This is a genomic window from Inquilinus limosus DSM 16000 (assembly GCF_000423185.1).
Classification (GTDB): Bacteria; Pseudomonadota; Alphaproteobacteria; order DSM-16000; family Inquilinaceae; genus Inquilinus; species Inquilinus limosus.
The window spans coordinates 1-26,676 of record NZ_AUHM01000039.1; the positions used below are offsets into that span (position 1 = coordinate 1).

Annotated in this window: 21 protein-coding genes; 6 read left to right on the forward strand and 15 right to left on the reverse strand. The window is 69.7% G+C overall.

What is annotated here, in order from left to right:
- Nucleotides 1-393 (reverse strand): sugar phosphate nucleotidyltransferase (locus tag G537_RS40040; protein WP_034853127.1); only part of this gene is annotated, 393 nt, incomplete at its 3' end.
- Between the two features lie 395 nt (nucleotides 394-788).
- On the opposite strand from G537_RS40040, the gene G537_RS42410 reads away from it, so the two are divergent.
- The gene (locus tag G537_RS42410; protein ID WP_051249169.1) at nucleotides 789-3,335 is read left to right on the forward strand and encodes a glycosyltransferase; all 2,547 of its coding nucleotides are present in this window, start codon (nucleotides 789-791) and stop codon (nucleotides 3,333-3,335) included.
- A gap of 378 nt (nucleotides 3,336-3,713) precedes the next feature.
- Here G537_RS42410 and G537_RS0126525 read toward each other — a convergent pair whose 3' ends face one another.
- The 7 genes from G537_RS0126525 to G537_RS40055 all read right to left on the reverse strand — a co-directional run bounded on the left by G537_RS0126525 (nucleotide 3,714) and on the right by G537_RS40055 (nucleotide 11,640).
- On the reverse strand, nucleotides 3,714-4,937 hold the full coding sequence (locus G537_RS0126525) for an AGE family epimerase/isomerase (protein WP_155888791.1): 1,224 nt from the start codon (nucleotides 4,935-4,937) through the stop codon (nucleotides 3,714-3,716).
- Between the two features lie 25 nt (nucleotides 4,938-4,962).
- Entirely contained in the window at nucleotides 4,963-6,483 is a 1,521-nt protein-coding gene (locus tag G537_RS0126530) for a phosphomannomutase/phosphoglucomutase (protein WP_026872677.1), read from the reverse strand.
- 149 nt (nucleotides 6,484-6,632) lie between these two features.
- Complete coding sequence (locus G537_RS0126535) at nucleotides 6,633-6,908, reverse strand: HU family DNA-binding protein (RefSeq protein WP_026872678.1); 276 nt, start codon at nucleotides 6,906-6,908, stop codon at nucleotides 6,633-6,635.
- A 119-nt stretch (nucleotides 6,909-7,027) separates the two neighbouring features.
- The gene (locus G537_RS40050; RefSeq protein ID WP_051249170.1) at nucleotides 7,028-7,759 is read right to left on the reverse strand and encodes an ABC transporter ATP-binding protein; all 732 of its coding nucleotides are present in this window, start codon (nucleotides 7,757-7,759) and stop codon (nucleotides 7,028-7,030) included.
- Complete coding sequence (locus tag G537_RS0126545) at nucleotides 7,756-8,562, reverse strand: ABC transporter permease (protein WP_026872679.1); 807 nt, start codon at nucleotides 8,560-8,562, stop codon at nucleotides 7,756-7,758. Before G537_RS0126545 ends, G537_RS40050 begins: the two co-directional genes overlap by 4 nt.
- 60 nt (nucleotides 8,563-8,622) lie before the next feature.
- The gene (locus tag G537_RS0126550; protein WP_026872680.1) at nucleotides 8,623-10,110 is read right to left on the reverse strand and encodes a KpsE/RkpR family capsule polysaccharide export protein; all 1,488 of its coding nucleotides are present in this window, start codon (nucleotides 10,108-10,110) and stop codon (nucleotides 8,623-8,625) included.
- A 120-nt stretch (nucleotides 10,111-10,230) separates the two neighbouring features.
- Nucleotides 10,231-11,640, reverse strand: coding sequence for a glycosyltransferase family 4 protein (locus G537_RS40055; protein WP_245579145.1), 1,410 nt, complete (start codon nucleotides 11,638-11,640; stop codon nucleotides 10,231-10,233).
- A gap of 308 nt (nucleotides 11,641-11,948) precedes the next feature.
- Here G537_RS40055 and G537_RS40060 point away from each other — a divergent pair, with 308 nt between their 5' ends.
- Together G537_RS40060 and G537_RS42415 are read left to right on the forward strand one after the other, a co-directional pair.
- Nucleotides 11,949-13,136, forward strand: coding sequence for a polysaccharide biosynthesis/export family protein (locus tag G537_RS40060; protein WP_051249172.1), 1,188 nt, complete (start codon nucleotides 11,949-11,951; stop codon nucleotides 13,134-13,136).
- 26 nt (nucleotides 13,137-13,162) lie between these two features.
- Nucleotides 13,163-14,644, forward strand: a complete 1,482-nt coding sequence (locus G537_RS42415) for an LTA synthase family protein (protein WP_051249173.1) — start codon at nucleotides 13,163-13,165, stop codon at nucleotides 14,642-14,644.
- Here G537_RS42415 and G537_RS40070 read toward each other — a convergent pair.
- Nucleotides 14,627-15,241, reverse strand: a complete 615-nt coding sequence (locus G537_RS40070; protein WP_051249174.1) for a CGNR zinc finger domain-containing protein — start codon at nucleotides 15,239-15,241, stop codon at nucleotides 14,627-14,629. The genes G537_RS42415 and G537_RS40070 overlap by 18 nt on opposite strands.
- Before the next feature lie 82 nt (nucleotides 15,242-15,323).
- Between G537_RS40070 and G537_RS0126575 the strand changes: the two genes are divergently transcribed.
- Nucleotides 15,324-16,133: an alpha/beta fold hydrolase gene (locus G537_RS0126575; protein ID WP_026872681.1), complete on the forward strand. Its 810-nt coding sequence runs from the start codon at nucleotides 15,324-15,326 to the stop codon at nucleotides 16,131-16,133.
- Nucleotides 16,134-16,142: 9 nt separating this feature from the next.
- Here G537_RS0126575 and G537_RS40075 read toward each other — a convergent pair whose 3' ends face one another.
- Nucleotides 16,143-17,474: a glycosyltransferase family 4 protein gene (locus G537_RS40075; protein WP_051249175.1), complete on the reverse strand. Its 1,332-nt coding sequence runs from the start codon at nucleotides 17,472-17,474 to the stop codon at nucleotides 16,143-16,145.
- A gap of 436 nt (nucleotides 17,475-17,910) precedes the next feature.
- Between G537_RS40075 and G537_RS0126585 the strand changes: the two genes are divergently transcribed.
- On the forward strand, nucleotides 17,911-20,949 hold the full coding sequence (locus tag G537_RS0126585) for an alpha-mannosidase (protein WP_026872682.1): 3,039 nt from the start codon (nucleotides 17,911-17,913) through the stop codon (nucleotides 20,947-20,949).
- Nucleotides 20,950-21,097: 148 nt separating this feature from the next.
- On the opposite strand, the gene G537_RS0126590 is transcribed toward G537_RS0126585, so the two are convergent.
- Complete coding sequence (locus G537_RS0126590; RefSeq protein ID WP_026872683.1) at nucleotides 21,098-21,280, reverse strand: hypothetical protein; 183 nt, start codon at nucleotides 21,278-21,280, stop codon at nucleotides 21,098-21,100.
- 314 nt (nucleotides 21,281-21,594) lie between these two features.
- Here G537_RS0126590 and G537_RS0126595 point away from each other — a divergent pair, with 314 nt between their 5' ends.
- Nucleotides 21,595-22,977 carry a dipeptidase gene (locus G537_RS0126595; protein ID WP_026872684.1) on the forward strand — a complete coding sequence of 461 codons (1,383 nt, stop codon included), beginning with the start codon at nucleotides 21,595-21,597 and terminating at the stop codon, nucleotides 22,975-22,977.
- Nucleotides 22,978-22,993: 16 nt separating this feature from the next.
- On the opposite strand, the gene G537_RS42420 is transcribed toward G537_RS0126595, so the two are convergent.
- From G537_RS42420 to pldA, 4 genes are all read right to left on the reverse strand, one after another.
- Entirely contained in the window at nucleotides 22,994-23,629 is a 636-nt protein-coding gene (locus G537_RS42420) for a class I SAM-dependent methyltransferase (protein WP_026872685.1), read from the reverse strand.
- Between the two features lie 265 nt (nucleotides 23,630-23,894).
- Nucleotides 23,895-24,641 (reverse strand): pyridoxal 4-dehydrogenase, SDR-type, encoded by a 747-nt coding sequence (pldH, locus tag G537_RS0126610; RefSeq protein WP_026872686.1) that lies wholly within the window; start codon nucleotides 24,639-24,641, stop codon nucleotides 23,895-23,897.
- Nucleotides 24,642-24,668: 27 nt separating this feature from the next.
- A complete protein-coding gene (gene ppaT, locus G537_RS0126615) occupies nucleotides 24,669-25,844 on the reverse strand; it encodes a pyridoxamine--pyruvate transaminase (protein WP_026872687.1) in 1,176 nt (391 codons plus the stop codon).
- Nucleotides 25,845-25,854: 10 nt separating this feature from the next.
- Complete coding sequence (pldA, locus tag G537_RS0126620) at nucleotides 25,855-26,661, reverse strand: 4-pyridoxolactonase (protein WP_026872688.1); 807 nt, start codon at nucleotides 26,659-26,661, stop codon at nucleotides 25,855-25,857.
- Nucleotides 26,662-26,676 lie beyond the last annotated feature (15 nt).

The following is a 26,676-nucleotide window of genomic DNA, read 5'->3' on the forward strand; positions in this document are numbered from 1 at the left end:
GGCGCGGAAGCCGGCCGGGTCGGCGATGTGGTGGTCGGCCGGCAGCACCAGCATCAGGGTGTCGGGGTCGCGGTCGGCCAGGAAGCGGGCGGCGACGGCGACGGCCGGCGCCGTGTTGCGGGCCGAGGGCTCGAGGATGATGGCGTCGGGGGCGACGCCGATCTGGCGCATCTGCTCGGCGACGACGAAGCGGTGGTCGTCGGCGCAGATGAACACCGGCGCGGCGAAGCCGTCGGCCTCGCCGACCCGCACCACCGTCTCCTGGATCATCGTCCGGCCCGACACCAGCGGCAGGAACTGCTTGGGATACCCCGCCCGCGACAGCGGCCACAGCCGCGTCCCCGACCCGCCCGACAACACCACCGGCACCACCGCACGATCGTTCCAACTCATGATCTGCTCCAGATTTCAGGTGCTGACCTTTTGTATCAGCCATCAGGTCCGCGAATTCAACACTTCCAAACCATCGAATTCCGGGAAAATCTTCCGATATTCCGAACTTCCTCCGGTGATAACATACCGTTCTATGAAGCTCGGGATGCGGAACGCTCTCTCGACATCCGATGGTGTGGGGTTTCCGCCACTGGACCGATGCGAAATCTGATTTCGCGTCGTTATAATTTGAATTTAGGTGCGCTGCAGCATAGTCTTCGATTCTGAACGGCGCGTCCAGTCGCCCGTTCAAACCCATGATTTTCCCGGTCGAAGGATCGTCGGCGATGAAGATTCAAGCCTTGGTCGCAGCTGTGATTCCTGATGCCTCCGGTTCGGCGATCGATCCCCACGAGTTGCAGGATCTGATCGACGCGGCGGACTGGGACGGCGTGAGGGCCCGGTCGCTGGAGTCCCGCGCCGCGGCGCTCCGGGACGAGGCGGGGGGCGCGCAGACCCGGCGCACGATCCTGCTGGACCGGCTGTACAGCGTGGCCCGGGACTCGGACGAGGATTTCGACCCCGCGGCCGCGGCCAAGGCGGCTGCGGCGCTGTGCCTCTCCCAGCACAACCACGTGCTGTCGCCGCTCGACCAGCCGGCGATCGGCGGCGTCTTCGTCGAGGACGGCATGCTCCATCTCTGGGGCATCAACCAGCTCGACCCGGCCCAGCCGGTCGATCTCGGCCTGGTGATCGACGGCCGCCGGATCTTCGACGCGCGGACCGATCCCGGCACCGGCCGGGTGGCCTTCGCCGCCACCCGCCTGCACGGCCGCCATCGCTCGCTCGGCTTCGAGCTGGACGGCACCGTTGTCCCGGGGCCCGCCTTCACCGCCCTGTCCTTCTGGAAGGATCCGGACGCGCTGCATGATCTGGCGGACCACCTGGCCGACATGGTCGACCGCACCGCCTATCTCGGCGCCCGCCACAAGGCCAAATGCGACCTGCCGAGGACCATGGTGCGCCTCGACGTCGCCAATGGCGACGACAAGGTCAAGGGCCGGATTCCCGAGTTCGTCCGCTATATGGCGAACAAGTACGACTGCGACACCAAGAACCTGGTCGGCTACCAGGGCACGGCGCAGTGGATCATCTCCGACATCATGGAGTATGCCGACCGCCGCGCCATCTTCTGCATGACGAACGAGATCCACGAGGCGCTGTCCGAGGGCGTGTTCAACAAGCGCGCCCTGAAGAACGACGTCTCGCTGGCGCTGTTCGCCTTCTGGCGCCGGCACTACCAGCACATCGACATCTTCAGCGACGAGGGGCTGCGCAAGGTCCAGTACAAGTTCGCCACCGCGCCCTTCATCAGCGACAAGAACAACCAGCTGCTGATCTCCAAGGCGCTGAAGGAGCGGCTGAGCGCGGTGGTCGACGCCTATCGCGCCCGGGCCCTGCCCTGGAGCTGGTACTGGCTGTTCCGGCACGAGGACGAGGGCACCACCCACAAGATGATGGAGGCCGGCTACGCGCTGACCCTGTCGTTCAAGGAGGTGCTGGCCGACCTGATCGAGCAGAACCGCTGCTCCTTCAACCCGCGCAACTGGATGTCCTATTGGGGCTCGACCCCGCCGGAGGTCACGGGCCACTTCACCCGCTTCGACCTGGCGCTGATCTCGCTCCTGAACGGCCGCGCGGTGCCGGAGGAGCTGATCGCCGAGCGCGGGCCTGAGGCGCTGCGCCGGCAGCTGATCGACCAGGTCTACAGCCGCGCCCCGCGCCTCGCCGCGATCTCGGCCGTGGCGCCCGAGCTGGCCTCGGCCCCGGCGGAGGAGCCGGCGATCGACCGCATCGATCTGGTGATCATCGGCCATGCCAACGGCACCGGCCTCGGCCGCAACCTCAGCATGTTCGTCGACGCGCTGTCGGACTTCGACCCGCTGGTGTTCAACGCCGATGACGGCCAGTGCGTGAACCCGGAGGGGCGCTACCGCGAGGACATGAATCTGCGCGCCCGGGTGGTGGTGCTCTGCGTCAACGCCGACCGGGCGCCGGAGATGATCGCCCGCTTCGCCCCGATCTGCGAGGACGCGCACATCATCGGCTTCTATCTGTGGGAGACCGACACGCCGCCGGAGACCCATCTGCTCGGCGCCAATGCGGTGGACGAGATCTGGGCCCCGTCCGGCTTCGTCGCCGACGGCTACCGCAAGATCACCTCGACCCCGATCAGCAACATCCGCAAGGGCCTGGCACAGCCGCCCGCCCGGGTGTTCAGCCCGTTCCTCGACCGCTTCCGGCGGAGCCCGAGCGAGCTGATCTTCCTGACGCTGGCGGAGTTCGGATCCTCGATCGTGCGCAAGAACCCGCTGGCGGTGGTCAAGGCGTTCCAGCAGGCCTTCCCCGAGGGCGAGGAGGAGGTCCGGCTGCTGCTCAAGATGCGCGAGATCGACCCCGGCCACTGGAGCAATTTCGACGGCTACTGGGAAGAGGTGGAGGAGCGCATCACCGGCGACAACCGGATCGAGATCGTCGAGGGCAACCTGACCGATGCGGAATACTGGTCGCTGATCGACTCCTCCGACGTCTTCGTCGCGCTGCACCGGGCCGAAGGCTTCGGCTACGGCATCGCCGACGCGATGATGCTGGGCAAGCCGGTGATCGTCTCCAACTACTCCGGCACCCAGGATTTCTGCGATCCGGACAACTCCTTCCTGGTCGGGGTCGATATCGTGCCGACGCCGCCGGAGCAGATGCGCAGCAAGTCCTATGTCGGCCATTGGGCCAGCCCGCGGATCGATCAGGCGGCGGCGGCGATGCGCGCCATCCTGACCAACCCCGAGGGGGCCAAGGCCCGGGCGCTGAAGGGCCAGGCCCGGATCCTTGCCGACTACAACTTCGACGACTGGAAGAGCGGCCTGTCGACCCGGATCCGCGATCACCTGGCTCGGCTGGCCTGACCTTGTGTTCCGGCCCTCTCCTCCCGGACGGGGAGGGGGCCGGATCCGGTCCTCTCACCCGGCATCCTGCCCTTCCTGATCCTCGCGGCTGATGTCGCGCTGTCGACCTTCAGCCGGTGGTGATCTGCACCGGCCTGTCGTCCTGGACCGGCATCCCGGCCGTCGCCGCGGCGCCGGTCGCCACGGTGCTCGGGCTGGTGCCCGGGGCCGGGGCCATCATCGCCGTCCTGGCCGCAGCCGCCAGCCCAGCGCCCCGGACAGCAGTTGAGGACCGCGGGTGGTCGCGAGGTATCTCTGATCGTGAAGAGCCGAGGGTTTTGCCTCTCCCGCCAGGCGGGAGATGTTACACAAACGGCTGCTGAGCCCTGATTCCTTGCCTCAGGCCGCGGCGCCGGCCAAAGGCGCGTCCAGGGCGCCGGCGGCGAAGGCCTTCTCCAGCTCCTCGATCGCACAGATGATGTGATAGAAGCTGCTGGCCGGCGCCGGCTCTTCGACGAAGCTGCCGTCGGGCTGCAGCTTGTCGCGCCACAGGCCGGGCACCGGCACGTCGAGATAGGTCAGCAGCGCGGTCACGCCGGCGGCGATCCGGCCGCGCCACAGCGCCCTCTCCTGATCGGTCGCGGCGATGCCGGCCAGGGCCACCGCCGCCTTGATCCGCTCGGTCTGCGGCCACAGCCGGGCGCCGGAATCGACCGGCGCGCCGTCGTCGAGGATGGCGTTGACGGCGACGTTGCGGATCGGGTCGACTCCGGTGGCCTCGGCCGCCTCGGCCATGCGCCGGGCGGCGGCGATCGCATCGTCGCGGCCGCGCAGCCTGCCCCAGCGGACCAGCAGCCAGGCCCATTCGAACAGGTGCCCGGGCTCGACGATGCGGCCGTCCCGGCCCGGAGCCGGCCGCCATTCGCCGTCGAAGAACTCGCGCAGATAGCCGGTCGCCGGGTCGATGAAGCGGGACAGCGACAGCTCGGCGATCTCGTCGGCCAGCTTGTGCCAGGCCGGCTGGTCGGGGCCGGAGCCGAGCTCGACCCAGGCCAGCGACGCCTCCAGCAGATGCATGTGCGGGTTGGCCAGCAGCGGCAGCTTGCGCGGCGACGCCTCTTCGAAGCCGCCCAGCGGGTGCTTCAGCGTCGCCTCCAGCCGCTGCCGCAGGCGCGTCGCCGCCGCCGTCAGCGGCGCCGGGTCGGCGACCACGGTGCCGGCGACGGCCAGGGCGAACAGGGCGAAGGCCTGGTCGTACAGCACCACGCTGTCGTCCAGCGTGGCTCCGTCCGGCCCGACCAGGGTGCGGAAGGTGCCGTCCGGCCGTTCATAGGCGCGGCGGAAGAAGGCCAGGCCGTGCTCCACCGCCTGGCGCGACGGGCCGGACCAGCCCAGCCGGCCGGCGACGGCATAGGCGAAGACCTGCCGCGCCTGCACCCGGGCGCGCCGCGGCTCGAGGCACGGGCTGCCGTCCAGCGCCAGCCGCTCGTGGAAGCCGCCGCGCTCCCGGTCGGCGCCGGTTTCCCACCAGATCGGCAGCGCCTGGGTGGTCAGCCAGGTCATCAGCCGGTCGCGCAGGCCCTGCAGGGCGGCGCTCTGCTCGGTCGGGGTCGGGATGGTCATCATCGGCTCCAGCGACAGGTCACTCTCAGATCGTCTGATTGTAAGCGCCGACTTCGGGATTCTCACGCAGCACGCCGTCGACGGCCTTGAACATCTCGTGCAGCCGGTCCTTCGACACCGGGCTCTCGACCACCACCACCAGCTCCGGCTTGTTGGAGGAGGCGCGGACCAGGCCCCAGGTGCCGTCCTCGGTCGTCACCCGGATGCCGTTGACCGTGACCAGGTCGACGATCCGGTGGCCGCCCGGCAGGCCGCCATTGGCGGCGATGTCCCGGAAGCGCTGCACCACCCGGTCGACCACCTCGTACTTCACCTCGTCGGCGCAATGCGGCGACATGGTCGGCGACCCCCAGGTCTGCGGCAGGGCGCGGTACAGGTCGGCCATGGTCTTGCCGGGGTTGCGGTCCATCATCTCGCAGACGGCGATGGCGGTGACGAGGCCGTCGTCATAGCCGCGGCCGATCGGCGGGTTGAAGAAGAAGTGGCCGGACTTCTCGAAGCCGGCCAGGGCGTTCAGGTCGCGCACCCGGCGCTTGATGTAGGAATGGCCGGTCTTCCAGTAGTCGGTCTTGGCGCCCTGGGCCTGCAGCACCGGGTCGGCGGCGAACAGCCCGGTCGACTTGACGTCGACCACGAACTGGGCGCCGGGATGCAGCGCCGACAGGTCGCGCGCCAGCATCACGCCGATCTTGTCGGCGAAGATCTCATTGCCCTCGTCGTCGACCACGCCGCAGCGGTCGCCGTCGCCGTCGAAGCCCAGGCCGAAATCGGCGCCGGTCTCCTTCACCTTGGCGGCGATGGCGTGCAGCATCTCCATGTCTTCGGGGTTGGGGTTGTAGTTCGGGAAGGTGTGGTCCAGATCGACGTCCAGCGGGATCACCTCGATGCCGATCGCCTCCAGCACCCGCGGCGCGAAGGCGCCGGCGGTGCCGTTGCCGCAGGCGGCGACCACGCGCATCTTGCGGGTCATCCTCCGGCCCTCGGTCAGCTCGCGCACATACTGCTCGGCGAAGCCCTCGACGAAGCGGTAGCCTCCGCCGCTGCGCGGCTCGAAGACGCCGGACAGCACGATGTCGCGCAGCCGCCCCATCTCCTCCGGCCCGAAGGTGACCGGGCGGCTGCAGCCCATCTTCACCCCGGTCCAGCCATTGTCGTTGTGCGAGGCGGTGACCATCGCCACGGCCGGGACGTCGAGCGCGAACTGGGCGAAATAGGCCATGGGCGAGACCGCCAGGCCGATGTCGTGCACGGTGCAACCGGCTGCCATCAGCCCCTGCGCCAGGGCGATCTTGATGGCCATGGAATAGCCGCGGAAGTCGTGGCCGACCACCACCTCGGGCCGCACCCCGGCCTCGTGCAGATAGGTCCCGAGGCCGAGCCCGAGCGCCTGCACCCCCATCAGGTTCAGCTCCGGCGGCTTGTCCGACCCGGGATGCCCGAACCACCAGCGGGCGTCGTATTCGCGGAAGCCGGTCGGCTTCACCAGCGGCGTGGTCTCGAAGGCATAGGTGTTCGGGACCAGCGAGGCGGAAGGCTTCGGAAACATCGGGGGAACCTCGGACGGCGGGAGGGGCGGGGAATGGGCAACAGGAATTCGCTCGCCGGCCCGGCCAGGCCGGCGGCTACCAAAGGCAGCTCGCGGGAGGGGCCTGCACCGGGATCCGGCGGGTGCGGCCGGGTCCCGGCGCGGCGGTCTCAGCCGTTCAGGGCTTCGCGGACCGGCTTCGACGGGCTGAACACCACCTTCTTCGAGGCGGCGATCACGATCGGCTGGCCGGTGGTCGGGTTGCGGCCTTCGCGCTCCGGCCGGATCGCGACCTTGAAGCGGCCGAAGCCCGAGATCGAGACCTGGTCGCCCCGCGCGGCCGAATCGGTGATCGCCTGGAAGATGGTGGTGACGATGCGCTTCGCCTTCACGCGCGACAGGTTGTGGTCCTGGGCCAACAGCTCGATCAGCTCGGAGGTGTTCATCGAGGGTCCTCTAGATGGCAGTGGGCGCGTCGCACCCGGTGGAAGGGCATGGGGGCTCGATCCCAGGCCCAAGGCGCATGCTCGCGGCGAGCATGTCGGGAAGGCCGGCGGGCCGCCGATCAGGGCGTCGGCACCGGCAGCTCGTCATCTTCATCCTCCTCGACGTCCTCGATCGGCGGGTCGTCGTCCGCGGCCGGCTCGTCGGATTTGAACGACAGGATCGCGTCGCGCACCGAGGAGAAGGTCTGCAGCCGGGCGTCGGCCAGGACCGCGCCGGTGTCGGCGAAGCGGCGCAGCAGGCGCGGCCGCTTGGTGGTGAAGACCAGCGTCGCCTGCTGCCGCCGGGCGTCGACCAGGCGCTCGCACCAGTCGCGGAAGCCGGGCGGGCCGCCGATCAGCGATTCGTCGGCGAGATAGATGTCGAAGGGCAGGGCGTAGGCGGTGGTGAACAGGAGGCGGCTGCGCTTGTCGCCGGTGAAGGCCGAGAAGGGCTTGTCGAAATCGGCGCCCAGCCCGGCATGCGCCTCGACGAAGCGGATCACCTCCCGGGCGTCGGCGCCGTAGAGGCGGGCGGTGAACCAGACATTCTCGCGCCCGGTCATGGTGGTGACGAAGGGGCCGGCGGTGCCGACCAGGAAGGACACCCGCCCGCGGCGCAGCACCCGGCCGGAATCGGGCGGGATGGCCCCGGCGATCAGGCGGATCAGGGTCGACTTGCCGGCGCCGCGCTTGCCCAGGATGCCGACCGTCCGGCCGGATTCGAACACGGCGCTGACATCGTCGAAGACCAGCTTGCTCTGGCCGGTGCCGTGCGAGCGGTAGCGCTTGCTGACGCGGTCCAGCACGATCATTTCGCCGCCATCCTGCGGTTCCGCAGCGCCCGCTCCATGGTGAGGCCGAGGAAGATCGAGCCGAGCGCCCAGGACAGCAGATAGGTCTTGTCCAGGCACAGCGTCGGATAGGTCGGGTAGAAGCCGGTGCGGAACCACTCCACGCCGTGCAGCACCGGGTTCCAGACCAGCCAGTCGCGGATCTGCGTCGGCATGTAGTCGGGCACGTAGAACACGGCGCTGAGGAACAGCAGCGACCGGCCGAACACGCCGTAGACCACCGCCCACAGCCGGAAGAAGGAGCCGATCACGCCGTTGACGATGCCGACGCCGATCGCCGCGGCGGTGATCGCGGCGAAGGCGGAGACCGCCGTCAGCGGCCGGGCCGGCCAGGCGTCCCGCACCCCGATCACGACGTAGATGAAGCTGAACAGCAGGATCGCCACGACCGCGAGCTGCAGCGTCTCCAGGAACGACCGGGCCAGCATCAGGTCCAGCGGCTTCACCAGCGGCACGCTCTTGGTCAGCCCGCTGCCGCGCACCGCGCCCATCGCCTTGGAGGAGATGTGGACGAAGGTGAAGTACGGGATCATGCCGGTGCCGAGGAACAGCAGCATGCTGGTGCCGAAATCCGCCTGCCGGCCGATCGCGGCGAACACCGTCATCATCATGGTGAGCTGCAGCATCGGCTCGAGCATCTCGAGCAGGTAGCTGAGGCGCGAATGCTTGGCGTGCATCCGCATCTCGCGCAGCATCAGCGACACCACGACCCGGGCCTGGACCCCGATCGCCTGGCCGAAGCGCGGGCGGGCCAGCGCGGTCATGCCGCGGCTCCGGACATGGTTCGGGAAGGGCGGGCGCCCGTCGGCATCGCGCGGCCCGCCTCAGATCATGTGGTCGCGCACGGCATAGACCGTGAGCATGGTGATGGCCCAGGCCACGCCGGCGATCAGCAGCACGATCAGCACGTCCTCGACCCGCGCCGGATACAGCGGGTACTCGGCCATGGCCGGCTCGACATAGGGCATCAGATAGGTGCGGTCCGACATGGCGCTGCTGCGCACCTGGTCGAGCGCCGTCAGCATGTTCTGGTAGCTCTGCTGGGCGAATTGCAGCTCGATCCGGATGTCCTCGTAATCCGACAGGGTCGCGGCGTAACCCTCGGCGGACGGATTGGCCGCCTGCATCGCGCCGGAGCCGAGTTCGCCCTCGATCTTGTTGAGCTGGTCGCGGGTGGCGGCGATGTTGTTCTTCAGGACTTTGATGGTCGGCGCGTCCGGCGCCATATGGGTCGACAGCGAGGTCAGCTGCGCTTCCATCTGCGCCAGGTTGGTGCGCAGCTGCAGCGACAGGCCGAGGGTCGAGGACGCGCTGGTCGACAGGTCCGGGGTCTGCTGCACGTTGCGGAACTGGCGCAGCTTGGCGGTGACGTCGCGCAGCCGCTGCTCGGCGTTCCTGACGTCCCGCTCGGCGAAGCGCACCGCATCCTCGCGGGCCCGCTCGGCGATGCGGTTGACCAGGTCCTCGCTGGAGGCGATCAGCGCCTTGGCGACGCGCAGCGAATCCTCGGGCGTGAAGGCCCGGACCTGGACGATCGAGATGCCGGTGGACACGTCGAAGCTGGCGTCGACCCGGTCCTGCCAGTAGTCCACCAGCTTCTCGATCGGCACGTTGGGATCGAGCTTGGCCAGGAAGTCGGCCTTCGGATCACTGTAGATCTGGCGCAGGTCGACGGTCTTCAGCAGGTCGGCCACCGCCTCGCGGCTGCTGATGTAGTCGGCGACGATGAAGTTGTCGCTGAAGGCGGACAGCCGGGCCGACTGGCCCAGCGCCGCGCCGACCAGGTCGGTGGTGGCGGAGGAGGCCGAGGCGTTCGACGACTTTACCGCGAAGCGGAACTCGGAGACGTACTGGTCGGCGGCGACGAAGAAGTAGTAGTAGGCGGCCAGCCCGGTGGGCAGCACCACCATCAGCAGCAGCGACAGCCAGAAGCCGACCGACAGCCTGGCCTTGCGGCTGGGCAGCTTGAGCGGCTCGGTCGCCGCATCGGTGCGGCGGTCGGGCAGGCGCCGGGCGGTCGGCGCCGGCGCCGACCGCAGCGGCAGGTCGCGGACGAAGCTGGTCATTGGCTCCTCGGCAGGCGGCCGCCGGCGGGGCAGCGAGGTGATCGTGGCATCGGTCGGCGGCGTCTCCGGGGCCGGCTCGGGGCTGGAGGCATCGCCGGCGCGGCGGGCCGCCAGCCGCGCCCGGGCGGCCCGCAGCTCGGCGATCGACCGGCGCGACACCCGCGCATCGGCGGAGTCCGAGACCGAGGCCTGCTGGTCCAGCTTTTCGGAGAGGTCTTCCGAGGGGTTGTCCGGTGTCTTGCCCAAGCCATACCTCACGAGATCGGGGGCGGCTGCGCTTCCGTTCGCTGCACCGCAGCATAGCAGACGGGGTGCGATGAGGAAACCTGCGAAACCGCCAAACCTTTCCGCTCCATTCCGGATTCTTCAGCGAAACCTTTGGTCGCCGTCCGCCAGAACCGGCGTCCCGGCCGTCGCCTCCGGCGCCGCCATGGCCGGTGCCGTCTCCCCGGCCGGCAGCAGCCGCCGGTACATCTCGGCCAGCCGGGCGCGGTAGCGTTCCGGCGAATACAGGGCCGCCTGGCGGCCGCCGCGCTGCGCCAGATCGCCGCGCAGCTCGGCATTGGCGTCGAGGGCGCGGATCGCCTCCGACAGCGCGTGGGTGTCGTAGGGATCGACCAGCAGCGCCGCATCGCCGGCGACCTCGGGCACCGCGCCCTCGGTCGAGGCCAGGACCGGCGTGCCCAGGCGCATCGCCTCCAGCACCGGCAGGCCGAAGCCTTCGTAGAGCGACGGGAAGGTCACCGCCTTGGCGCCGCGGATCAGGCTGACCAAGAGGGGGAAGGGGGCATAGTCGATGCGCAGCACCCGGTTGCGGGTGAAGGTCAGGGTGTCGACCTGCTCCAGGTAGCGGATGGTGGAGTCGTTCAGCAGCCGCAGCTCCTGGTCGGTCTTCCAGGCCAGCTTGCCGATGATCACCAGCGGCGTCTTGATCTGGCTGGCGAGATAGCTCTCGATCAGCCGGCCGATGTTCTTCTTCGGCTCGATCGCGCCGAAATAGAGCAGGTAGTTCTTGTAGGTGAGATTGAAGGTGCCCTCGACCTCGCGCTTGACCGCCTCCTCCGGCTTCTCGGCGTATTTCGCCGGGATGTCGACCGCCTGGTAGGTGTTGGTGATGCGCTCCTCGGGATAGCCGAACAGGTCGACGATGTCGCGCTTCGAAGTCTCCGACACCGTGACGATGTGGTCGGCGCGGCGCAGCAGCATCCGCACCAGCTTGTGGTAGCGGCGCTTGTTGTCGAGCGTGGTGTAGGGCAGCCGCAGCGGCACCAGGTCGTGGATGGTGTAGATGTTGCGGGCGCCGGCCATGCGCAGCGGCAGCGGATAGGTCCAGTGCATCAGCCGCGGCGTCTCGCGCGCGGCGACCGTCATCCGGTTGCGGTAGATGGCGAAGTGCCGGTACGAGCGGTTCCACAGGTCCGGCACGGTCCAGAGCCGGTCGTAATAGGGCATGCGCGATCGGTAGGTCTTGGCGATCACCTTGCCGGTGATCGGCACCGGCTTGGCCCGCACCCCGGCCGGCGAATAGATCAGCTCGTTGACATAGCGCAGGAACTCCAGCCAACGCGGCGTGTCGCCGACATTGGCGGGATCGAAGAAGGCGATCTCGCGCAGCAGCTGCTGGGTGCTCGGCGCCGCCCGGCCGCCATACAGCACCTCGGTGCGGTAGCCGATATTGTGCAGCTCATAGCTCAGGTTGCGGGCATAGGTGGCCACCCCGGTGCCGGTTTCGAGGCCGAGATTGTAGCCGTCGATCATGATCGTCTGAGGCGTCACGGCGTGGTCCTGTCCTGTCCAGCGACTCGGAACGAAGGCTTCGGCAGCCCCCGATGGCGAAGGCCGTATCGGAACACAGCCCCGCCGACATCGCCATCAGAGATTTGGCGAACCCCTATAGATATAAAACCTAAAGTGGTCCACGAAAACCGGAATTTGAGGTTCGGGGTCCTGAAAGCCGCGCCATGCCTTGGCTTGCGAATTCGAATGTGAAAGTGTGGTCGCATGCAATGTTGGCTCTCGCGTCCGAAATCTGGTATGCACCCAAGCATTCGCGCTGCGGCGCTCAGCAGAGAGACGATGTCTCCATGACCTTGCGACTGGTTTGGCTCGTTCCCGCCGTTCTCGCGCTCCCCGCCTGCGGTGAGCTGCCGAGTCACGGCCCCCTGGCGGGCCAGATCCTGGCGTCGGGCGAGAAGGCATCGGCCGCGGAGGCCGCCCAGGCGGTCGACACCCGCTATGCCATCGTCGATCTCAACGAGACGACGCTCGCGGCGCTGAACCGCGCCCCCCGCCCCAGCCTGATGCAGCGCTTCGGCGACAAGGCGCCGGCGCCGACGCAGCAGATCGGCGTCGGCGACGTCGTCTCGGTGTCGATCTGGGAAGCCGGCACCGGCCTGTTCGCCGCCAGCGGCGGCGTCGCCCCGACCGGTGCCGAGGGGGCGCACAGCGTCACCTTGCCGCCCCAGGTCGTCGATCAGCGCGGCAACATCTCGGTGCCCTATGCGGCAAAGCCGATCCGCGCGGTCGGCCGCACGCCGACCCAGGTCGCCGAGGCGATCGAGCAGGCGCTGGCCAGCCAGGCCAGCCAGCCGCAGGTGATCGTGACCGTACCTGAATCGGCCTCGGCCACGGCCTCGGTGCTGGGCGACCAGACGGGCGCGGCGCGGGTGCCGCTCAACATCAAAGGCGACCGGCTGCTCGACGTCGTCGCCCAGGGCGGCGGCATCCGGTCGCTGCCAGCGGAGACCTTCATCACCCTGACCCGGGCCGGGGCGTCGGAGACGGTGGACCTTCCCACCGTCCTGAAGGACCCCTCGGAGAACATCTACATTCAGCCCGGCGACGTCATCTACGTGACCCGCCACCCGCAGACCTTCACCGCGCTCGGTTCGGTCAGCAGCTCCGGCGAGCTGCCGATCGATCAGGAGCCGTTCACCCTGGCCCAGGCGGTCGGCCGGGCCGGCGGGCTGGCGCCGAACGCCGCCGACGCCAGCGCCGTCTTCATCTTCCGCTTCGAGTCGCGGGCGGTGTTCCGCCAGATCCGGGACAACTCGCCCCTGCTGGCGACGCGGCAGCCGGTGCCGGTGGTCTATCGCCTCAGCTTCGAGGATCCGCGCGGCTTCTTCTACGCCCAGCAGTTCCCGGTGCGGAGCCGCGACCTGATCTATGTCGGCACCGCGTCCTCGGTCGAGTTCCTCAAGTTCCTGCAGGTGGTGCGCAGCGCGATCTCGGTCAGCACCCCGGCGACCACGGTGGTCTCGGGCGGCGGCTGAGCGTAGCCGCGGAAGGAGGCGGCGCCATGCCGGTCGCACCCGAGCTGATCGGTCTGGCCGGCGGCGCCGTCGCCTGGGAGGCGGTGGACGCGCTGGCCCGGCCACGGCGGGGGATCTTCGGCGGCAGCCGTGCCGCCCTCCTCGGCCGCGCCGTCGTCTTCCTGCTGCTGCTCGGCGCCTGGCTCGGCCTGTTCGGCCGCTTCTGGTTCGCGCTCGCGGCCAGCCTGATCACCCTCGCCATCCTGGTCGCGATCTCGAACGCCAAGCACCGCGTGCTCTACGAGCCGCTGGTGTTCTCGGACTTTGCCTTCATCCTTCCGATGCTGCGGCATCCGAGCCTGTTCTATATCGAGCGGCGCGAGGGCCTGGTTCTGGCCGGCGCCGTTGCAATGCTGCTGGCGGTGATCGCGGCGTGGATCGAGCTGGAACCGCGCAGCATCCCCGTGCCGGCGCAGCTGGCCCTGCTGGCGACCGAGGCGGCGCTGCTCTGCGCCGCGGCCGTCTTCGTTTTCTGGCCGAAGGTGCTGACCTTCGCCGATGCCTGCGATCCGCGCAGCGCGGTCCGGCGCTTCGGCCTAGCCCTGTCGCTGCCGACCGCCTGGCTGCGCTGGCGCGGCGAAGGCCGCCGGCCCCTGCCGGTGCCGCCGCCGCCCGGTCCCGGCGAGGGCGTCGACGCGGTGGTCGCGATCCAGTCCGAATCCTTCATGGATCTGCGCCGCATCGGCATCGCGACCGCGCTGCCCGAATTCGACCGGCTCAAGCCCCGTGCCCTGGTGCACGGCCTGCTCGATGTGCCGTGCTTCGGCGCCTACACGCTGCGGCCGGAGATCTCGGTGATCACCGGCCTCGGCGCCGAGGACCAGTCCTTCGACGGCCTCCACCCCTATCTCCGGCCGCAGCGCTTCGCCCCGGCGTCGCTGGCGGCGGCGCTGCGCCGCGAGGGCTGGCGCACCGTGTTCCTGCACCCCTATGACGAGCGCTTCTTCCGGCGCCGCGAGGCGATCCCGGCGCTGGGCTTCGACCGCTTCATCGGCCAGCGCGCCCTGCCGGGGGCCGAGCGCTGCGGCTACTACATCTCCGACGCCGCGGTGGCCGGGGTGATCGAGGACGAACTGCGCCGGGCGCGGCAGGACGGGGTCAGGCTGTTCCTGGTCTGCGTCACCATGGAGGCGCACGACCCCTTCCGGCCGGGCCGGCTGCCGGGCAAGGACGAGCCGCTGCAGCAATACCTCCACCACATCGGCAATGCCGACGCGATGCTGGCCCGGCTCGCGGCCCATTTCGACGCGGCGGCGGACCGGGTGCTGCTGGCCTTCTACGGCGACCACGCGCCGGTGCTGAAGGAGGTGGATCCGGAGCGCGAGCGGCGCACGGATTTCATGATCCTGGATTGCGGCCGCGCCGCGCCCCGGCCGGGAATTCAGGAGGCGGCCCCGGTGCAATGGCGGCCGGAGCAGATCAACGGTTTCATCCGGTCCTGGATCGCCGGTTCAGGCCGGGCCGGCTGACGGTCCCTCGGTCCGCGCCGCCCGGAAGCGCGCGGCCTTGGCCCGGTTGCCGCAGGTCTCCATCCGGCACCAGCTCCGCCCCCGGCCGCGGCCATGGTCGAGGAACAGCCACGGGCAGCAGCCGCATTCCCGCAGGCGCGACAGCTCCGGCCCGCTCAGGAGGTGCAGCAGCCTGAGCGCCAGCCGATGCCGGAGGAGGTCCCGGCCGGCCTGATCCGGGAGGAGCCGCCAGACCTCCTCCCCGCCAGCGGCCGACAGGCGCGAGGCCGCCAGCGCTTCGCGAATGTCCGCCTCGACGGCGCCGAGCGCGTCGGCTTCGGGCGCCGCTCCCACGGCCCGGGCGCTCAGCACCCGATAGGCGGCCTCCCGGAACGCGCGCAGCCGGAAGAGGCTTTGCTGTCCGCCATTCGGGCCGGACTGCAGCATCGCGGCCTCACGCGCGTCGATGAGGCCGACGAACCGCGCCCAGGCGACGGCGTCGCTCCAGGACTCCAGCCGCTCCAGCCGCCGGCTCTTGCCGGTGTCGCCGACGGTGTTCAGGAAATCGAGGACGACGTCGCCCCCGACCAGATCCTCTTCCCGCCACGCCGTCGTCATCGATACATCTCTCCATTCGCCCGGAACAGGATCCGTGCTATAACCATTAAATAAGAAATAGAGGTTACTGGGGAGATGGTCCATGCTGACCCTCGACCGGCGCTTCACCTTTCGCGGACAGAGCGTGGCCTGGGGCGCGATCGGTGACGGGCCGCCGCTCGTGCTGCTGCACGGCACGCCGTTCTCGTCGCAGGTCTGGCGCCGGATCGCGCCGCTGGCCGCGAGCCGCCGGCGGGTCCATGTCTTCGATCTGCTGGGCTACGGCCAATCGGAGCAGCGCGACGGCCAGGATGTGTCCCCGGCCGTCCAGAGCGTGCTGTTCGCCGCCCTGCTGCGCGAATGGGGGCTGGAGCAGCCGGAGGTGCTGGCGCATGATTTCGGCGGCATGACCGCGCTGCGGGCCTGCTATCTCGAGGGCTGCCGCTACCGCCGCCTCACTTTGGTCGACCCGGTGGCGCTGCCGCCGTCCGGCTCACCCTTCTTCCGCCACGTCGCCGCGCATGAGGCGGCCTTCGCCGGGCTGCCGGACTACGCCCATGACGCCTTGCTGCGGGTCTATATCCAGGGTTCGGCGCGGAACCCGCTGACCGAGGAGGCGATGGCCATCTACATGCGGCCCTGGCAGGGGGAGACGGGGCGCCCCGCCTTCTACCGCCAGATCGCGCAGATGGATGACCGGTATCTCGAGGAGATCGAGCCGTCATACGGTCCGATGGACTGGCCGGTCGAGATCCTGTGGGGCGAGCAGGACGCCTGGATCCCGATCGCCCAGGGCGAGCGGCTGGCGGCAAGGCTGACCGGCGGCCGGCTGACCCGCGTCCCCGATGCCGGCCACCTGATGCAGGAGGATGCGCCGGAGGCGATCGTCGCGGCCTTGCTCCAGGGGATGTGAGCCGGTCTCTCAGCAGATGCTGTATTTCCGCCGCACATCGGCGACGACGTCGTCGAAGATGTTGAAATGCCGGTCCCAGGTCGGCGCCTTGAAGCGGGCCAGCCGTGCCATCTGCGCCTGGCGCCGCGGCGAATTCGGCTTGGCGTAGTCGATGATCGTGTCCATCCAGCCGGGGCCGTCCAGCGGGTCGAGATAGTCCGGGATGCCGCTGCCCAGCTCGTGGAACACGGGCAGGTCGGAGCAGATCACCGGCACCGAACTGGACAGGCCCTCGACCAGCGGCAGGCCGTAGCCTTCGGCGAAGGAGGGGAACAGCACGGCGCGGGCGCCGATCAGCAGGCGGTGCAGCACCGCATCGGGCACCCGGCCGCATTCGATCACATGGTCGGCGATCTGCTCGCAGCGCTCGATCATGTCGATCACGTTCTCGTTTTCCCAGCCGCGGCGGCCGACGATCACCAGCTTCGGCGCGGCCTTGCCCAGCTTCTGCACCAGGGCGCGCCAGACCTGCAGCATGAACAGATGGTTCTTGCGCGGCTCGATGGTGCCGATGATCAGGAAATAGGGCTCGCTCTCCAGATCGTTGACCTTCTGCGGCGCGAAGCGGTGGTCGACCCCGAGCGGCGCGACATAGACGCCGTCCATGCTGCCGTGGTGCTTCTGCACATGCTTCATCAGGTCGCGCTTGGTCTGCTGCGAATTGACGATGGTGGCGGCGGCGGTGGTCGAGATCGCCTCGATCCGGGCCACGTGCCGCGCGGCATAGCCAGGGCGGACATATTCCGGATGGTCGATCGGGATCAGGTCGTGCACCAGGTAGATCGGCGCCAGCTTGCGGCGCGACACCAGGCGCTGCAGCGTCGCCGGCTGGTGCAGCCCCTCATGCGAGACGTTGACGTAGATCGCCTGCTGCCGCCGGGCGCTGATGCTGATCATCCGCGACAGCAGCCCGCGGGCGCCGAGCAGGGCGTCCATGCCGAGCTGCAGCAGGGGCGCCGACGGCCGCAGCGACGGGACCGGCGTGACCGCCGCCCGGCTGCTGCTGAACTGCTCCGCCGGCACGCCGATGAAGCGCGCAATCCGCTCCACCTCATGGCTGCGGATGCGCTGGGCGCCGAAGCTCCAGCGCTCCAACCGGCTGGCGACGAACTGGGCGAAGGCGGGGGTCGAGAGCTGCCAATAGCGCGAACGCCAGCGGGCGATGAACTGGACGTCGCGCGGATAGCGCTCGAGCATGTGCCGGCTGTAGGTCAGCTCCACCCGGTCGACGCCCGTCGGCGTCGCGCTGCCGGATCGGCGCACCAGCCGGGTCACGTCGAACAGGATCTGGTCTTGAGCCATACGTCCTGCTCCTTTCAAGCTGTCGTCCGGCCACCGGAACCGGCGGCACGGTCGTCATGAGGGACTCGTCGTCCGATCGAAACCTTCGGGACGTTGCGCTCCCCCTGGTCCGCCGGCGCCGGATCTTTGGACCCTGGCTGCCGGCGGCACGGCGTTACGACGACCGCTTGTGCATGAACCCGAAACCCTAGTCTTTGTAAGCTATCACTGGTTTCCGGGAAACAGGAAACCTTTTTCGCATTGCAAAACAATCGACAAGATGAGCGTTAAAATCTGTAAAATCCAATCGAACTGGATCCTCTCGCCAGGGCTCGTCCGTGCGTATCCGGCCGTGCCCATGCCGGCGGAATGCGGTAACTAGGGGCGAAGCGAATCGCGTCTCCCCAGGTTCCGCAGGCATCGCACCGTCCTGCCCCCGCCCATCGGAGAGATCGGAATGAGCCTGTCCATCGCCCAGCGTCTGCATCGCCTGGACGCCCGCATCGCCGAGATCCTGTGCTGGCGCGAGCGGGGGAGCGAGCCGATCGAGCCATGGCGCTGCGACGGCCGACGCCTGTCGCTCGGCGATCCCTGGCCGCACAAGGAAGGGGTCCTGGCCTTCGCCGCCGAGGCCGAGGTGCCGCCCGACTGGCCGCTGGAGGAGACCCGGCTTCATCTCGATGTCGGCGGCGAAAGCCTGCTGACCCTGGGGGAGGAGGGCGCCGGGACCACCCGCTTCGGCCTCGACCCGAATCATCGGGAATTCCCGCTGCGCGCCCGCCGGATCCGGATCGAGACCGAGAGCGTGCCGCGCCTGCCCTTCGGCCAGCCGGTGCCCCATCCCCGGCTGAACGAGGCCCGGCTGGTCTGGATCGACCCGGTGGTGCACCGGCTGGCCCTGCTGCTGCGCCAGGTGTGGGAGACGGCGCTGGCGCTGGAGGAGCACGAGGCGGTGCCGCATCTGCTGGCGGCGGCCGAGGCGGCGTTGCGGTCGCTCGACTGGCCGTCGGCCACCGGCGCCTATCTCGCCCGCACTGCGCTGCTGCCGCAGCAGCAGGCGATCTGGCAACTGCCCGAGCTCGACCGCCGGCCGCCGGCGCTGGGCGAGGCGGAGCGGGCGGCCGCCGCCGCGGCGCATGACGGGCTGGTGGCGGCGCTGCGGTCCTTGCGCGAGCGCTTCCCGCCGCAGGGCCGGCTCGCCATCACCGGCCACGCTCATATCGACCTGGCCTGGCTGTGGCCCTATGCCGAGACCCGGCGCAAGGCCCGGCGCACCTTCCACACCGCGCTGCGGCTGATGGAGCGGTTCCCCGGCTTCATCTTCAACCAGTCGACCGCCGCCTACTATGACCAAGTCGAGGCCGACGACCCGGATCTCTTCACTGAAATCCGCGAGCGGGCGGCGGAGGGGCGCTGGGAGACGATCGGCGGGATGTGGGTCGAGCCCGACACCAACATGCCGACCGGCGAGAGCCTGGTGCGCCAGATCCTGTACGGCCAGCGCTATTTCGAGCGCACCTTCGGCCGCCGCCACACCGTGTGCTGGCTGCCCGACTGCTTCGGTTTCTCGCCGGCCCTGCCGCAGCTGCTGCGCCAGGGCGGCATGGGCAGCTTCTTCACCATCAAGGTGAACTGGTCGGAGACCAACCGCTTTCCCCACGACCTGTTCCAGTGGGAAGGCCTCGACGGCAGCCGCGTCCTGGCCCACACCTTCGATAATCCGATCCAGGGCTACAACGGCACCATCCGGGCCGACTGCCTGCTGCCGACCTGGCGCAACTTCCGCGGCAAGACGGTGCATGACGAAAGCCTGCTCGCCGTCGGCTTCGGCGACGGCGGCGGCGGGGTGACGCCGGAGATGCTGGAGCGCCAGGCCCAGCTCGCCGATTTTCCGGCGCTGCCGGAGCTGCGGCCGGCGCGGGTGGAGGAGTTCTTCGGCCGCATCCGCGAGCGCGTGGCGGTGGAGGAGCTGCCGGTCTGGCTCGGCGAGATCTATCTCGAGCTGCACCGCGGCACCCTGACCAGCCAGGGCCGCACCAAGCGCCTGAACCGGCAGGCGGAACGGGCTCTGATCGCGGCCGAGGTATCGGGCAGCCTGTCGGCGCTGCTCGGCGGCCGCCGCTTCGACGGGCTGGAGCCGGCCTGGCGCATGCTGCTGAAGAACCAGTTCCACGACATCCTGCCCGGCTCCAGCATCCGCGAGGTCTATGAGGATGCGGAGCGCGAGCTGGCGGCGGCCCGCGACGCCGGCCTCGACCGCCAGGCGGAAGCGATGGCGGCGATCGCCGCCGCCCTGCCGGCGGGCGGCACCGCCGATGCGCTGGTGGTGGTGAACCCCGACCTGTCGCCGCGCCCGCTGCGGCTGGAGCTGGAGGGCGAGGCCGTCGCTCCCGACCTGACGGTGCCGCCGCTCGGCGTCGTCGTGCTCGACCGCGCGGCGCTGCAGCCGGCGCCCGGGCTGTCGGCGGGGGAGTCGACCACGGGCAGCCATCTCGAGAACCGCTTTCTGCGGGTGGAGATCGGCGCCGACGGCACGATCACTCGCCTGCTGCACAAGCCGACCGGACGCGACGCGCTGGCCGGGCGCGGCAACCAGCTCTGGCTCTATCCCGCCGACAAGCCGCGAAGCTGGGATGCCTGGGACGTGGAGGCCGACTATCACCGCGAGGGCTTCGAGCTGACCGAACTGGAGGAGTCGGAGCTGGTCGAGGGCGGGCCGCACCGGGCGGCGCTGCGGCTGGTCCGCCGGTTCCGCGACTCCACCATCACCCAGACCCTGACGCTGTGGGCGAACTCGCCGCGGTTCGACATCCACACCCGGCTCGACTGGCACGACCGGCGGGTGCTGCTGCGCGCCCTGGTGCCGGTCGCGGTGCGGGCGGAGACGGCCAGCTTCGAATGCGCCTTCGGCGTCGTGCGGCGGCCGACCCACCGCAACACCTCCTGGGACCAGGCGAAGTTCGAGGTGCCGGGCCACCGCTTCGCCGACCTGTCGGAGCCGGGCTTCGGCGTCGCCCTGCTGAATGACGGGAAATATGGCCACAGCGCGCTCGACAACGTGCTGGGCCTCAGCCTCGTCCGCGCGCCGATCTACCCCGACCCGCTGGCCGATGAGGGCGTGCAGGACTTCACCTATGCGATCCTGCCGCATGAAGGCGACTGGCATGAGGGCGGGGTGCGCGAGGCGGCGGAGGATCTGAACCAGAAGCTGCTGGCGCTGCCGGCCCGCAACCTCGCGGTCGGCCTGCACACGCCCCTGATGGTCTCCGGCATCAAGGCCGGGCTCGCCGCGCTGAAGCCGGCGGAGGAGGGCGACGGCCTGGTGCTGCGCCTCTACGAGCCGGCCGGGGCGCGCGGGCCGCTGTCGATCACCGTTCCGGATGGTTGGCGCCTGGGCGAGCCGGTGTCGTTGCTGGAGGAGTCGGCGCCGCGCCACCGGCCGCACGACCTCGAGCCGTTCGAGCTACGCAGCTGGCGGCTGCGGCCGGAGCGCTGATCAGCCGGACAGCATGTGGCCCGGCCCGGAATTCAGTGGCTTGGGGGAGAGACCGGGCCGGGCATGGTGCCGGCTGTTGACCGACGGCACCGGCCGCCACCCCGCCAGACCGGGATCGGCCTGTCCATTTACGGATCGGCAAGGCGGTTCAGCGCCGCTCCTTCACCTTCTCCACCGACCGGCGGTCCTCTCCCGCGCCGGCGGTGCCGGGGTTGAAGGAGGGCGGATCGCTCGCGTCCATGCTCTCGGCCGAGGCCTCGTCGACCTTCCGGCTGGCCGCCTTCCGGTCCTTCTCCGGCCGCGTTTCGGTGGGTTTGCGGGGCGTCGTCATGCCGGCCTCCTCCTGGGCGTCTCGGCAACGCAACGGCAGTGGACGCATTGCGGTTCCGTCGGCGGGAAGGTTCGCAAATAGGGGGGCCGGCAACCCTGGAACGGCGCCCCCCTTCGTTCCAAGCTGACCCCAGGTGCCCTCCCTCCATGACGGCGCCCTGGCCCGGCCCGAGGCTCCCCCCACCACGCTTCGGGCCGGGCTTCCTCCTCCGGCATCGCTTCCGAAGGGTCGACGGCGTCCCGCCGCCGTGCTGTTCTTCGCTTCGAGTCGGCCGGCTGCATCACCGGCCGGTGGCCGAATCTGGACGGAAGACGATGAGCGCGGTCGAAACCCTGCTGCTGGACCGGTTCGAGCGGCATGTCGAAGAGCTGAAGCAATACTGCTCGATCCCGAGCGTCAGCACCGATCCCGCCTATGCGCCGGAGGTGCAGCGGGCGGCCCGCTTCGTCGCCGACCGCATGGCCCGGGCGGGGCTGGAGCGGGTCGAGATCCTGCCGACCGGCGGCCATCCGGCGGTGGTGGCGGAATGGTGCCGCGCCCCGGGCGCGCCGACCGTGCTGGTTTACGGCCATTACGACGTGCAGCCGCCCGACCCGGTCGAGCTGTGGACCTCGCCGCCCTTTGCGCCCGAGATCCGCGACGGCCGCCTCTATGCTCGCGGCGCTTCGGACGACAAGGGGCCGTCGCTGATCCCGATCCTGGTGGCCGAGGCCTTCCTGGAGCGCGAGGGCCGGCTGCCGGTGAACCTGAAGTTCCTCTACGAGGGCGAGGAGGAATGCGGCAGCGTCCATCTCGAGGCGCTGGTCACGGCCGAGAAGAAGCGGCTGGCCGCCGATGTGGTGCTGTCGGCCGACGGGGCGATGTGGCGGCCCGACCTGCCGACCGTCACCGTCGCCAGCCGCGGCATGCTGGCGCTCGAGCTGGAGCTGCACGGCGCCGCCAAGGACCTGCATTCCGGCCGCCACGGCGGCAGCGCGCCCAACCCGCTGCCGGCCCTGGCCCGTCTCCTGGCGACGCTGCACGACGAGGCCGGCGAGGTCGCGGTCGAAGGATTCCATGACGGCATCACCCCGCCGGACCCGAAGCTGATCGAGGCCATTCAGGCCTCCGGCTTCGACCCGCAGGGCTATTTCGCCGCGATCGGCGCCGCGGCGCCGCAGCCGATGCCCTCGGCGGAGGATCTCCTGGTCCGGCAATGGCTGAAGCCGACGCTGGAGCTGAACGGCATCACCGGCGGCTATGGCGGGCCCGGCACCAAGACGGTGATCCCGGCCAAGGCGGGCGCCAAGATCTCCTGCCGCCTGGTCGCCGGCCAGGACCCGGAGCGGGTCTTCGCCGCGATCGAGGCGCATCTGCGGCGGTACGCCCCGGCCGGCTACGGGCTGGAGATCCGGCGCCACGGCCCGGGCTCCCCGGCCTTCGCCCTGCCGGCCGACCAGCCGGTGCTGGCGCTGACCGAGGCGGTGCTGGGCGAGCTGTTCGGCCAGCCGCCGCTGCGCGTGGCGATGGGGGCGACGATCCCGATCGGCACCGTCTTCCGCCAGATCCTCGGCATCGAGACGGTGTTCTTCGGCTTCGCGACCGCCGACGAGGACTACCACTCGCCGAACGAGTTCTTCCGGCTGGAGCGGTTCCGCGACGGCATGCTCGGCTGGGCCCGGCTGCTGCCTCGCCTGGCCGGCCACAGCCCCGGCTGAGACCCGGCCTGGGACGTCAGCCGTTCCACGGTTGCGGCAGCACGTTGATGCCCGGCTCACGCCGCCCGAAGCAGAGCATGCCGGTGTTGTCGGTGTGGTTGAACAACGTGCAGCCGAACCGGCCGATGTCGTTCCGCATCATCAGCGCGCCGACCGTGGCCAGATCATACTTGTTCATCTCCATGATCGGTTCGTTCCACGGGCGCCGGCGGGAGACGTTGTAGGCCCAGTGCAGCGGCGGGATGCGATAGCGGAACCAGTTGAGGCGCCGCCGCCGGTCCCGCAGGTCCCCGACCGTGAAGTGGATCGCGAACGAACCGCCCGGCCGCAACAGCTTCAGCAGCTTGTCGATGATCGCATAACCCTGCCTGGGCCGGATGTGCTGCAGGACGACGAAGGTGTTGACGAAGTCGAAGCTGCCACGCTCGCCCCCGAGCTCGTCCAGCGTCGAGGCCAGGCGGAGATTGGTCGCCGCGACGTTCGCGCGGGCGAGGGCGAGCTGATCGTGCGAGACGTCCACCCCGACCACGCTGTCGAAGCGGTCGACCATCTGGGCCAGCAGGCGCCCGGCGCCGCATCCGAAGTCGAGCGCCTTCTTCCGGTCGAACGGCTCGGCATCGTAGCGGGTCAACTGCTCGAAAACATGATCCATGTGGATTTGGCCGGTCTCGAAGAACCGGCTGCGCCACCGGCTCTCGAACTCCGACGTCTCGATTCCGACGATCCCGTAATAGGGATTCTCTCTGCCCCATCGCTGCCACTGACGATCGGTCGCTGACGGCATAAGCCGCTCCCCGGAAATAGCTTTGACTATCGGAGCATGATCGTCGGCGGGGGCGCCGGAGGGTGTCAACCACCCGTGTTCCGCAGCATTCGCTCACGAGGAGCGAGCGGATACAAACGAAGAAGGCGGCGGCTCACCAGCGCACCATCCCACCATCGACATTCAGGGTCTGCCCCGTGATCCAGCGCGCTTCGTCGGAGGCGAGGAAGGCGACGGCCGGGGCGATATCACGCGGCTGGCCCTGGCCCGGGATCGCCTGCAGCATCTCGACGAAGCCGAACGCCTGGGCGTGCGGGCTGGCCAGGACTCCGTCCGAGGCCGTCAGCCCCGGCGTCACCGCATTCACGGTGATGCCGTGCTTGCCCAGCTCGGTCGCCAGCGCCCGGGTGAAGCCGAACACGCCGCCCTTGGCCGCCACATAGGCGGCCATGTTCGGCGTGCCGGCGAAGATGGTGTTGGAGCAGATATTGATGATCCGGCCGGGGCGGCCGTCGCGGCGCATCAGGTCGGAGGACGCACGGGACATCAGGAACACGCCGGTCAGGTTGACCGCGATGATCTTCTGCCAATGCGTCAGGTCGACCTCGTCCCAGGCGATGAAGGGCACGATCGCGGCGTTGTTGACCAGGATGTCGACCCCCCCGGCCCGCGCCGCGATGGTCTCGTGCAGCGCCGCCACCGAGGCCGGGTCGGAGACGTCGCAGGCCACGGCGAAGCTGTCATTCCCTAGTGCCGCGGCCACCGCGGCGGCACCGTCGGCCTTGATGTCGGCGACGACGATCCGCGCGCCGTCGGCCGCCAGCCGCTCCGCGATCGCCCGGCCGATGCCCTGCGCCGCCCCGGTCACGATCGCGACCTTGCCCGAAAGATCCGAAGCCATGTCCCTGTTCCCTTGTTGGTTGGTTGTTCAGCCGGCGTCGATGGCCTCCATCGCCGCCGCCACGCCGCGACCGATATCGACCGCGTGGCCCAGCGTGCCCAGCGCTCCGCCGAGCGCGCTGATCGCCACCACGGCGTAGAGCGGCTGGGCGGTCGGTCCCATATGGCCGATGCGCACCAGCTTCCCCAGCGTCTCGCCGCGGCCGGAGGAGAAGGCGACGCCGTAGCGCTCCCGCGCCGTCCGGCGCAGAGCCTCGTCGGCCACGCCGTCCGGCACCCGCACAGCCGTGGTGGTGGGGGAGGCGATGGCCTCGCGCGCCGGCCACAGCGCCAGCCCCATCGCCTGCAGCCCGGCCCGGCAGGCGCGGGCGGTCAGCGCATGGCGAGCCCACACCGCCTCAGGCCCTTCCGCCAAGTACTGGTCCAGCGCGGCGTCCAGGCCGTTGACCTCGGCGACCGAGGGGGTGAAGGGGAAGGGCTGGTCCCGTTTCCACGCGTGCTCCCAGTCCAGGAGGCTCAGCATCGAGGCGCGGGGCGCGTCGGGATTGGCCTTCATCTTGGCCCAGGCGCGGTCGGAGACGCCGAGCAGGCTCAGTCCCGGCGCGCCGCCCAGGCACTTGTTCGGGCCGGTGACGAAGATGTCGGCGCAGCAGGCCTCGGGATGCACGTCCATGCCGCCGAAGGACGACACCGCGTCGACGATCAGCCAGGTGCCGTGCTCCCGCACGATCCGGCCGATCGCCTCGACCGGGTTGATCGTGCCGGACGGCGTGTCGTGGTGGCAGACCGACACGATGCGGATCTCGGGCCGTGCCTGCAGCATGCGGGCGACGGCGTCCGGGTCGATCGCCTCGTTGTACGGCACCTCGATCTCGACCAGCTCCGCGCAGTATCGTTTGGCCCAGAAGCCGAAGCCCTTGCCGTAGACGCCGGAGGCGAGATTCAGCACGACGTCCTCGCGGGCGATCAGCGAGGCGGCCGCGGCCTCCAGCCCCAGCACCGGCTCGCCGTGCAGGATCACCGGCGGGGTCGACAGGCGCATCGCCGTCCGCGCCTTGTCGGTGACCTGCTCGTAGAAGGCCTGGAAGAACGGGTCGAAGTCGTAGTGGATGGTGCGCGACAGCCCGCGCAGCACCGCCGGATAGGCGTCGACCGGTCCGGAGGTGAGGGTGAAGGCAGGTTCGCGGATCGTCGGGTCGGGCATGGCCGTCACCTCATCCGTAGAATTTCGGGCCGGTCTGGTAGTGCGGGAAGTTCGCGGGGTCGTGCGAGAACATCAGCTCCGCCTCCCGCTCCTCCGCCAGCTTGGCGAGGCGGCGCATCGAGGCGACGCCCGCGACCGGGTCGATGTGGAACGATGCCTGGCACAAAGTCTCCAGGCTCTTCTGGGTGTAGGCGGCGTCGATGGTGAACAGGATCGGCCGCCGGGTCTGGAATTCGACCAGCAGGCTGTAGTGGCCGATGGCGTGGCCGGGCGTGAACAGCAGGTGGACGCCGCGGGCCAGCTCGACATCGCCCACGACCGTCTCGAAGCGGGAATTGGCCTCGGTGGTGCCGGGCAGCAGCTGGTCGCTCTTGCCGCGGGCGGCGGCGGCCTCGGCCGAGAAGCTCAGGTCCGAATAGCCCAGCACCTCGAAGGGCTGCGGCGTCGCCGCCTGGGCGATCTCGTCCCGATGGCAGATCTTCTTGGCGTGGGGGAAGTACTTGTTGCCGCCGACATGGTCGAAGTGGAAGTGCGAGTTGACGACGACGCCGACATCCTTCGGCTCCAGCCCCAGCAGGCCGAGCGCGCCGGGGATGGTCTGCTCCCTGGTCTGCTGCGGCTTCTCGAAGGGCAGCACCTTCATCACGTGGTCGTAGTCGAAGCCGCTGTCGATCAGGAAGCTGCCCTCGGCATGCTCGACCAGGATCGAATAGACCGGGAAGCGGATCTCGCCGCCGGGCCCGCGGTTCCAGAAGACGTGGTAGCCGTCGAGGACGAGCGAGCCGCCGTCGAGCAGGTAGACCTTGGTGTCTGTCATGGCAGGGTTCCTCCG

Excerpts from the sequence above, each read along its gene's own strand:
- G537_RS0126525 (WP_155888791.1), bottom strand. The coding sequence starts at position 4,937 with ATGACCATCCCGACCCCGACCGAGCAGAGCGCCGCCCTGCAGGGCCTG.
- G537_RS0126530 (WP_026872677.1), bottom strand. The coding sequence starts at position 6,483 with ATGTTTCCGAAGCCTTCCGCCTCGCTGGTCCCGAACACCTATGCCTTC.
- G537_RS0126535 (WP_026872678.1), bottom strand. The coding sequence starts at position 6,908 with ATGAACACCTCCGAGCTGATCGAGCTGTTGGCCCAGGACCACAACCTG.
- G537_RS40050 (WP_051249170.1), bottom strand. The coding sequence starts at position 7,759 with ATGATCGTGCTGGACCGCGTCAGCAAGCGCTACCGCTCGCACGGCACC.
- G537_RS0126545 (WP_026872679.1), bottom strand. The coding sequence starts at position 8,562 with ATGACCGCGCTGGCCCGCCCGCGCTTCGGCCAGGCGATCGGGGTCCAG.
- G537_RS40060 (WP_051249172.1), top strand. The coding sequence starts at position 11,949 with ATGACCTTGCGACTGGTTTGGCTCGTTCCCGCCGTTCTCGCGCTCCCC.
- G537_RS42415 (WP_051249173.1), top strand. The coding sequence starts at position 13,163 with ATGCCGGTCGCACCCGAGCTGATCGGTCTGGCCGGCGGCGCCGTCGCC.
- G537_RS40070 (WP_051249174.1), bottom strand. The coding sequence starts at position 15,241 with ATGACGACGGCGTGGCGGGAAGAGGATCTGGTCGGGGGCGACGTCGTC.
- G537_RS0126575 (WP_026872681.1), top strand. The coding sequence starts at position 15,324 with ATGCTGACCCTCGACCGGCGCTTCACCTTTCGCGGACAGAGCGTGGCC.
- G537_RS40075 (WP_051249175.1), bottom strand. The coding sequence starts at position 17,474 with ATGGCTCAAGACCAGATCCTGTTCGACGTGACCCGGCTGGTGCGCCGA.
- G537_RS0126585 (WP_026872682.1), top strand. The coding sequence starts at position 17,911 with ATGAGCCTGTCCATCGCCCAGCGTCTGCATCGCCTGGACGCCCGCATC.
- G537_RS0126590 (WP_026872683.1), bottom strand. The coding sequence starts at position 21,280 with ATGACGACGCCCCGCAAACCCACCGAAACGCGGCCGGAGAAGGACCGG.
- G537_RS0126595 (WP_026872684.1), top strand. The coding sequence starts at position 21,595 with ATGAGCGCGGTCGAAACCCTGCTGCTGGACCGGTTCGAGCGGCATGTC.
- G537_RS42420 (WP_026872685.1), bottom strand. The coding sequence starts at position 23,629 with ATGGATCATGTTTTCGAGCAGTTGACCCGCTACGATGCCGAGCCGTTC.
- pldH (WP_026872686.1), bottom strand. The coding sequence starts at position 24,641 with ATGGCTTCGGATCTTTCGGGCAAGGTCGCGATCGTGACCGGGGCGGCG.
- ppaT (WP_026872687.1), bottom strand. The coding sequence starts at position 25,844 with ATGCCCGACCCGACGATCCGCGAACCTGCCTTCACCCTCACCTCCGGA.
- pldA (WP_026872688.1), bottom strand. The coding sequence starts at position 26,661 with ATGACAGACACCAAGGTCTACCTGCTCGACGGCGGCTCGCTCGTCCTC.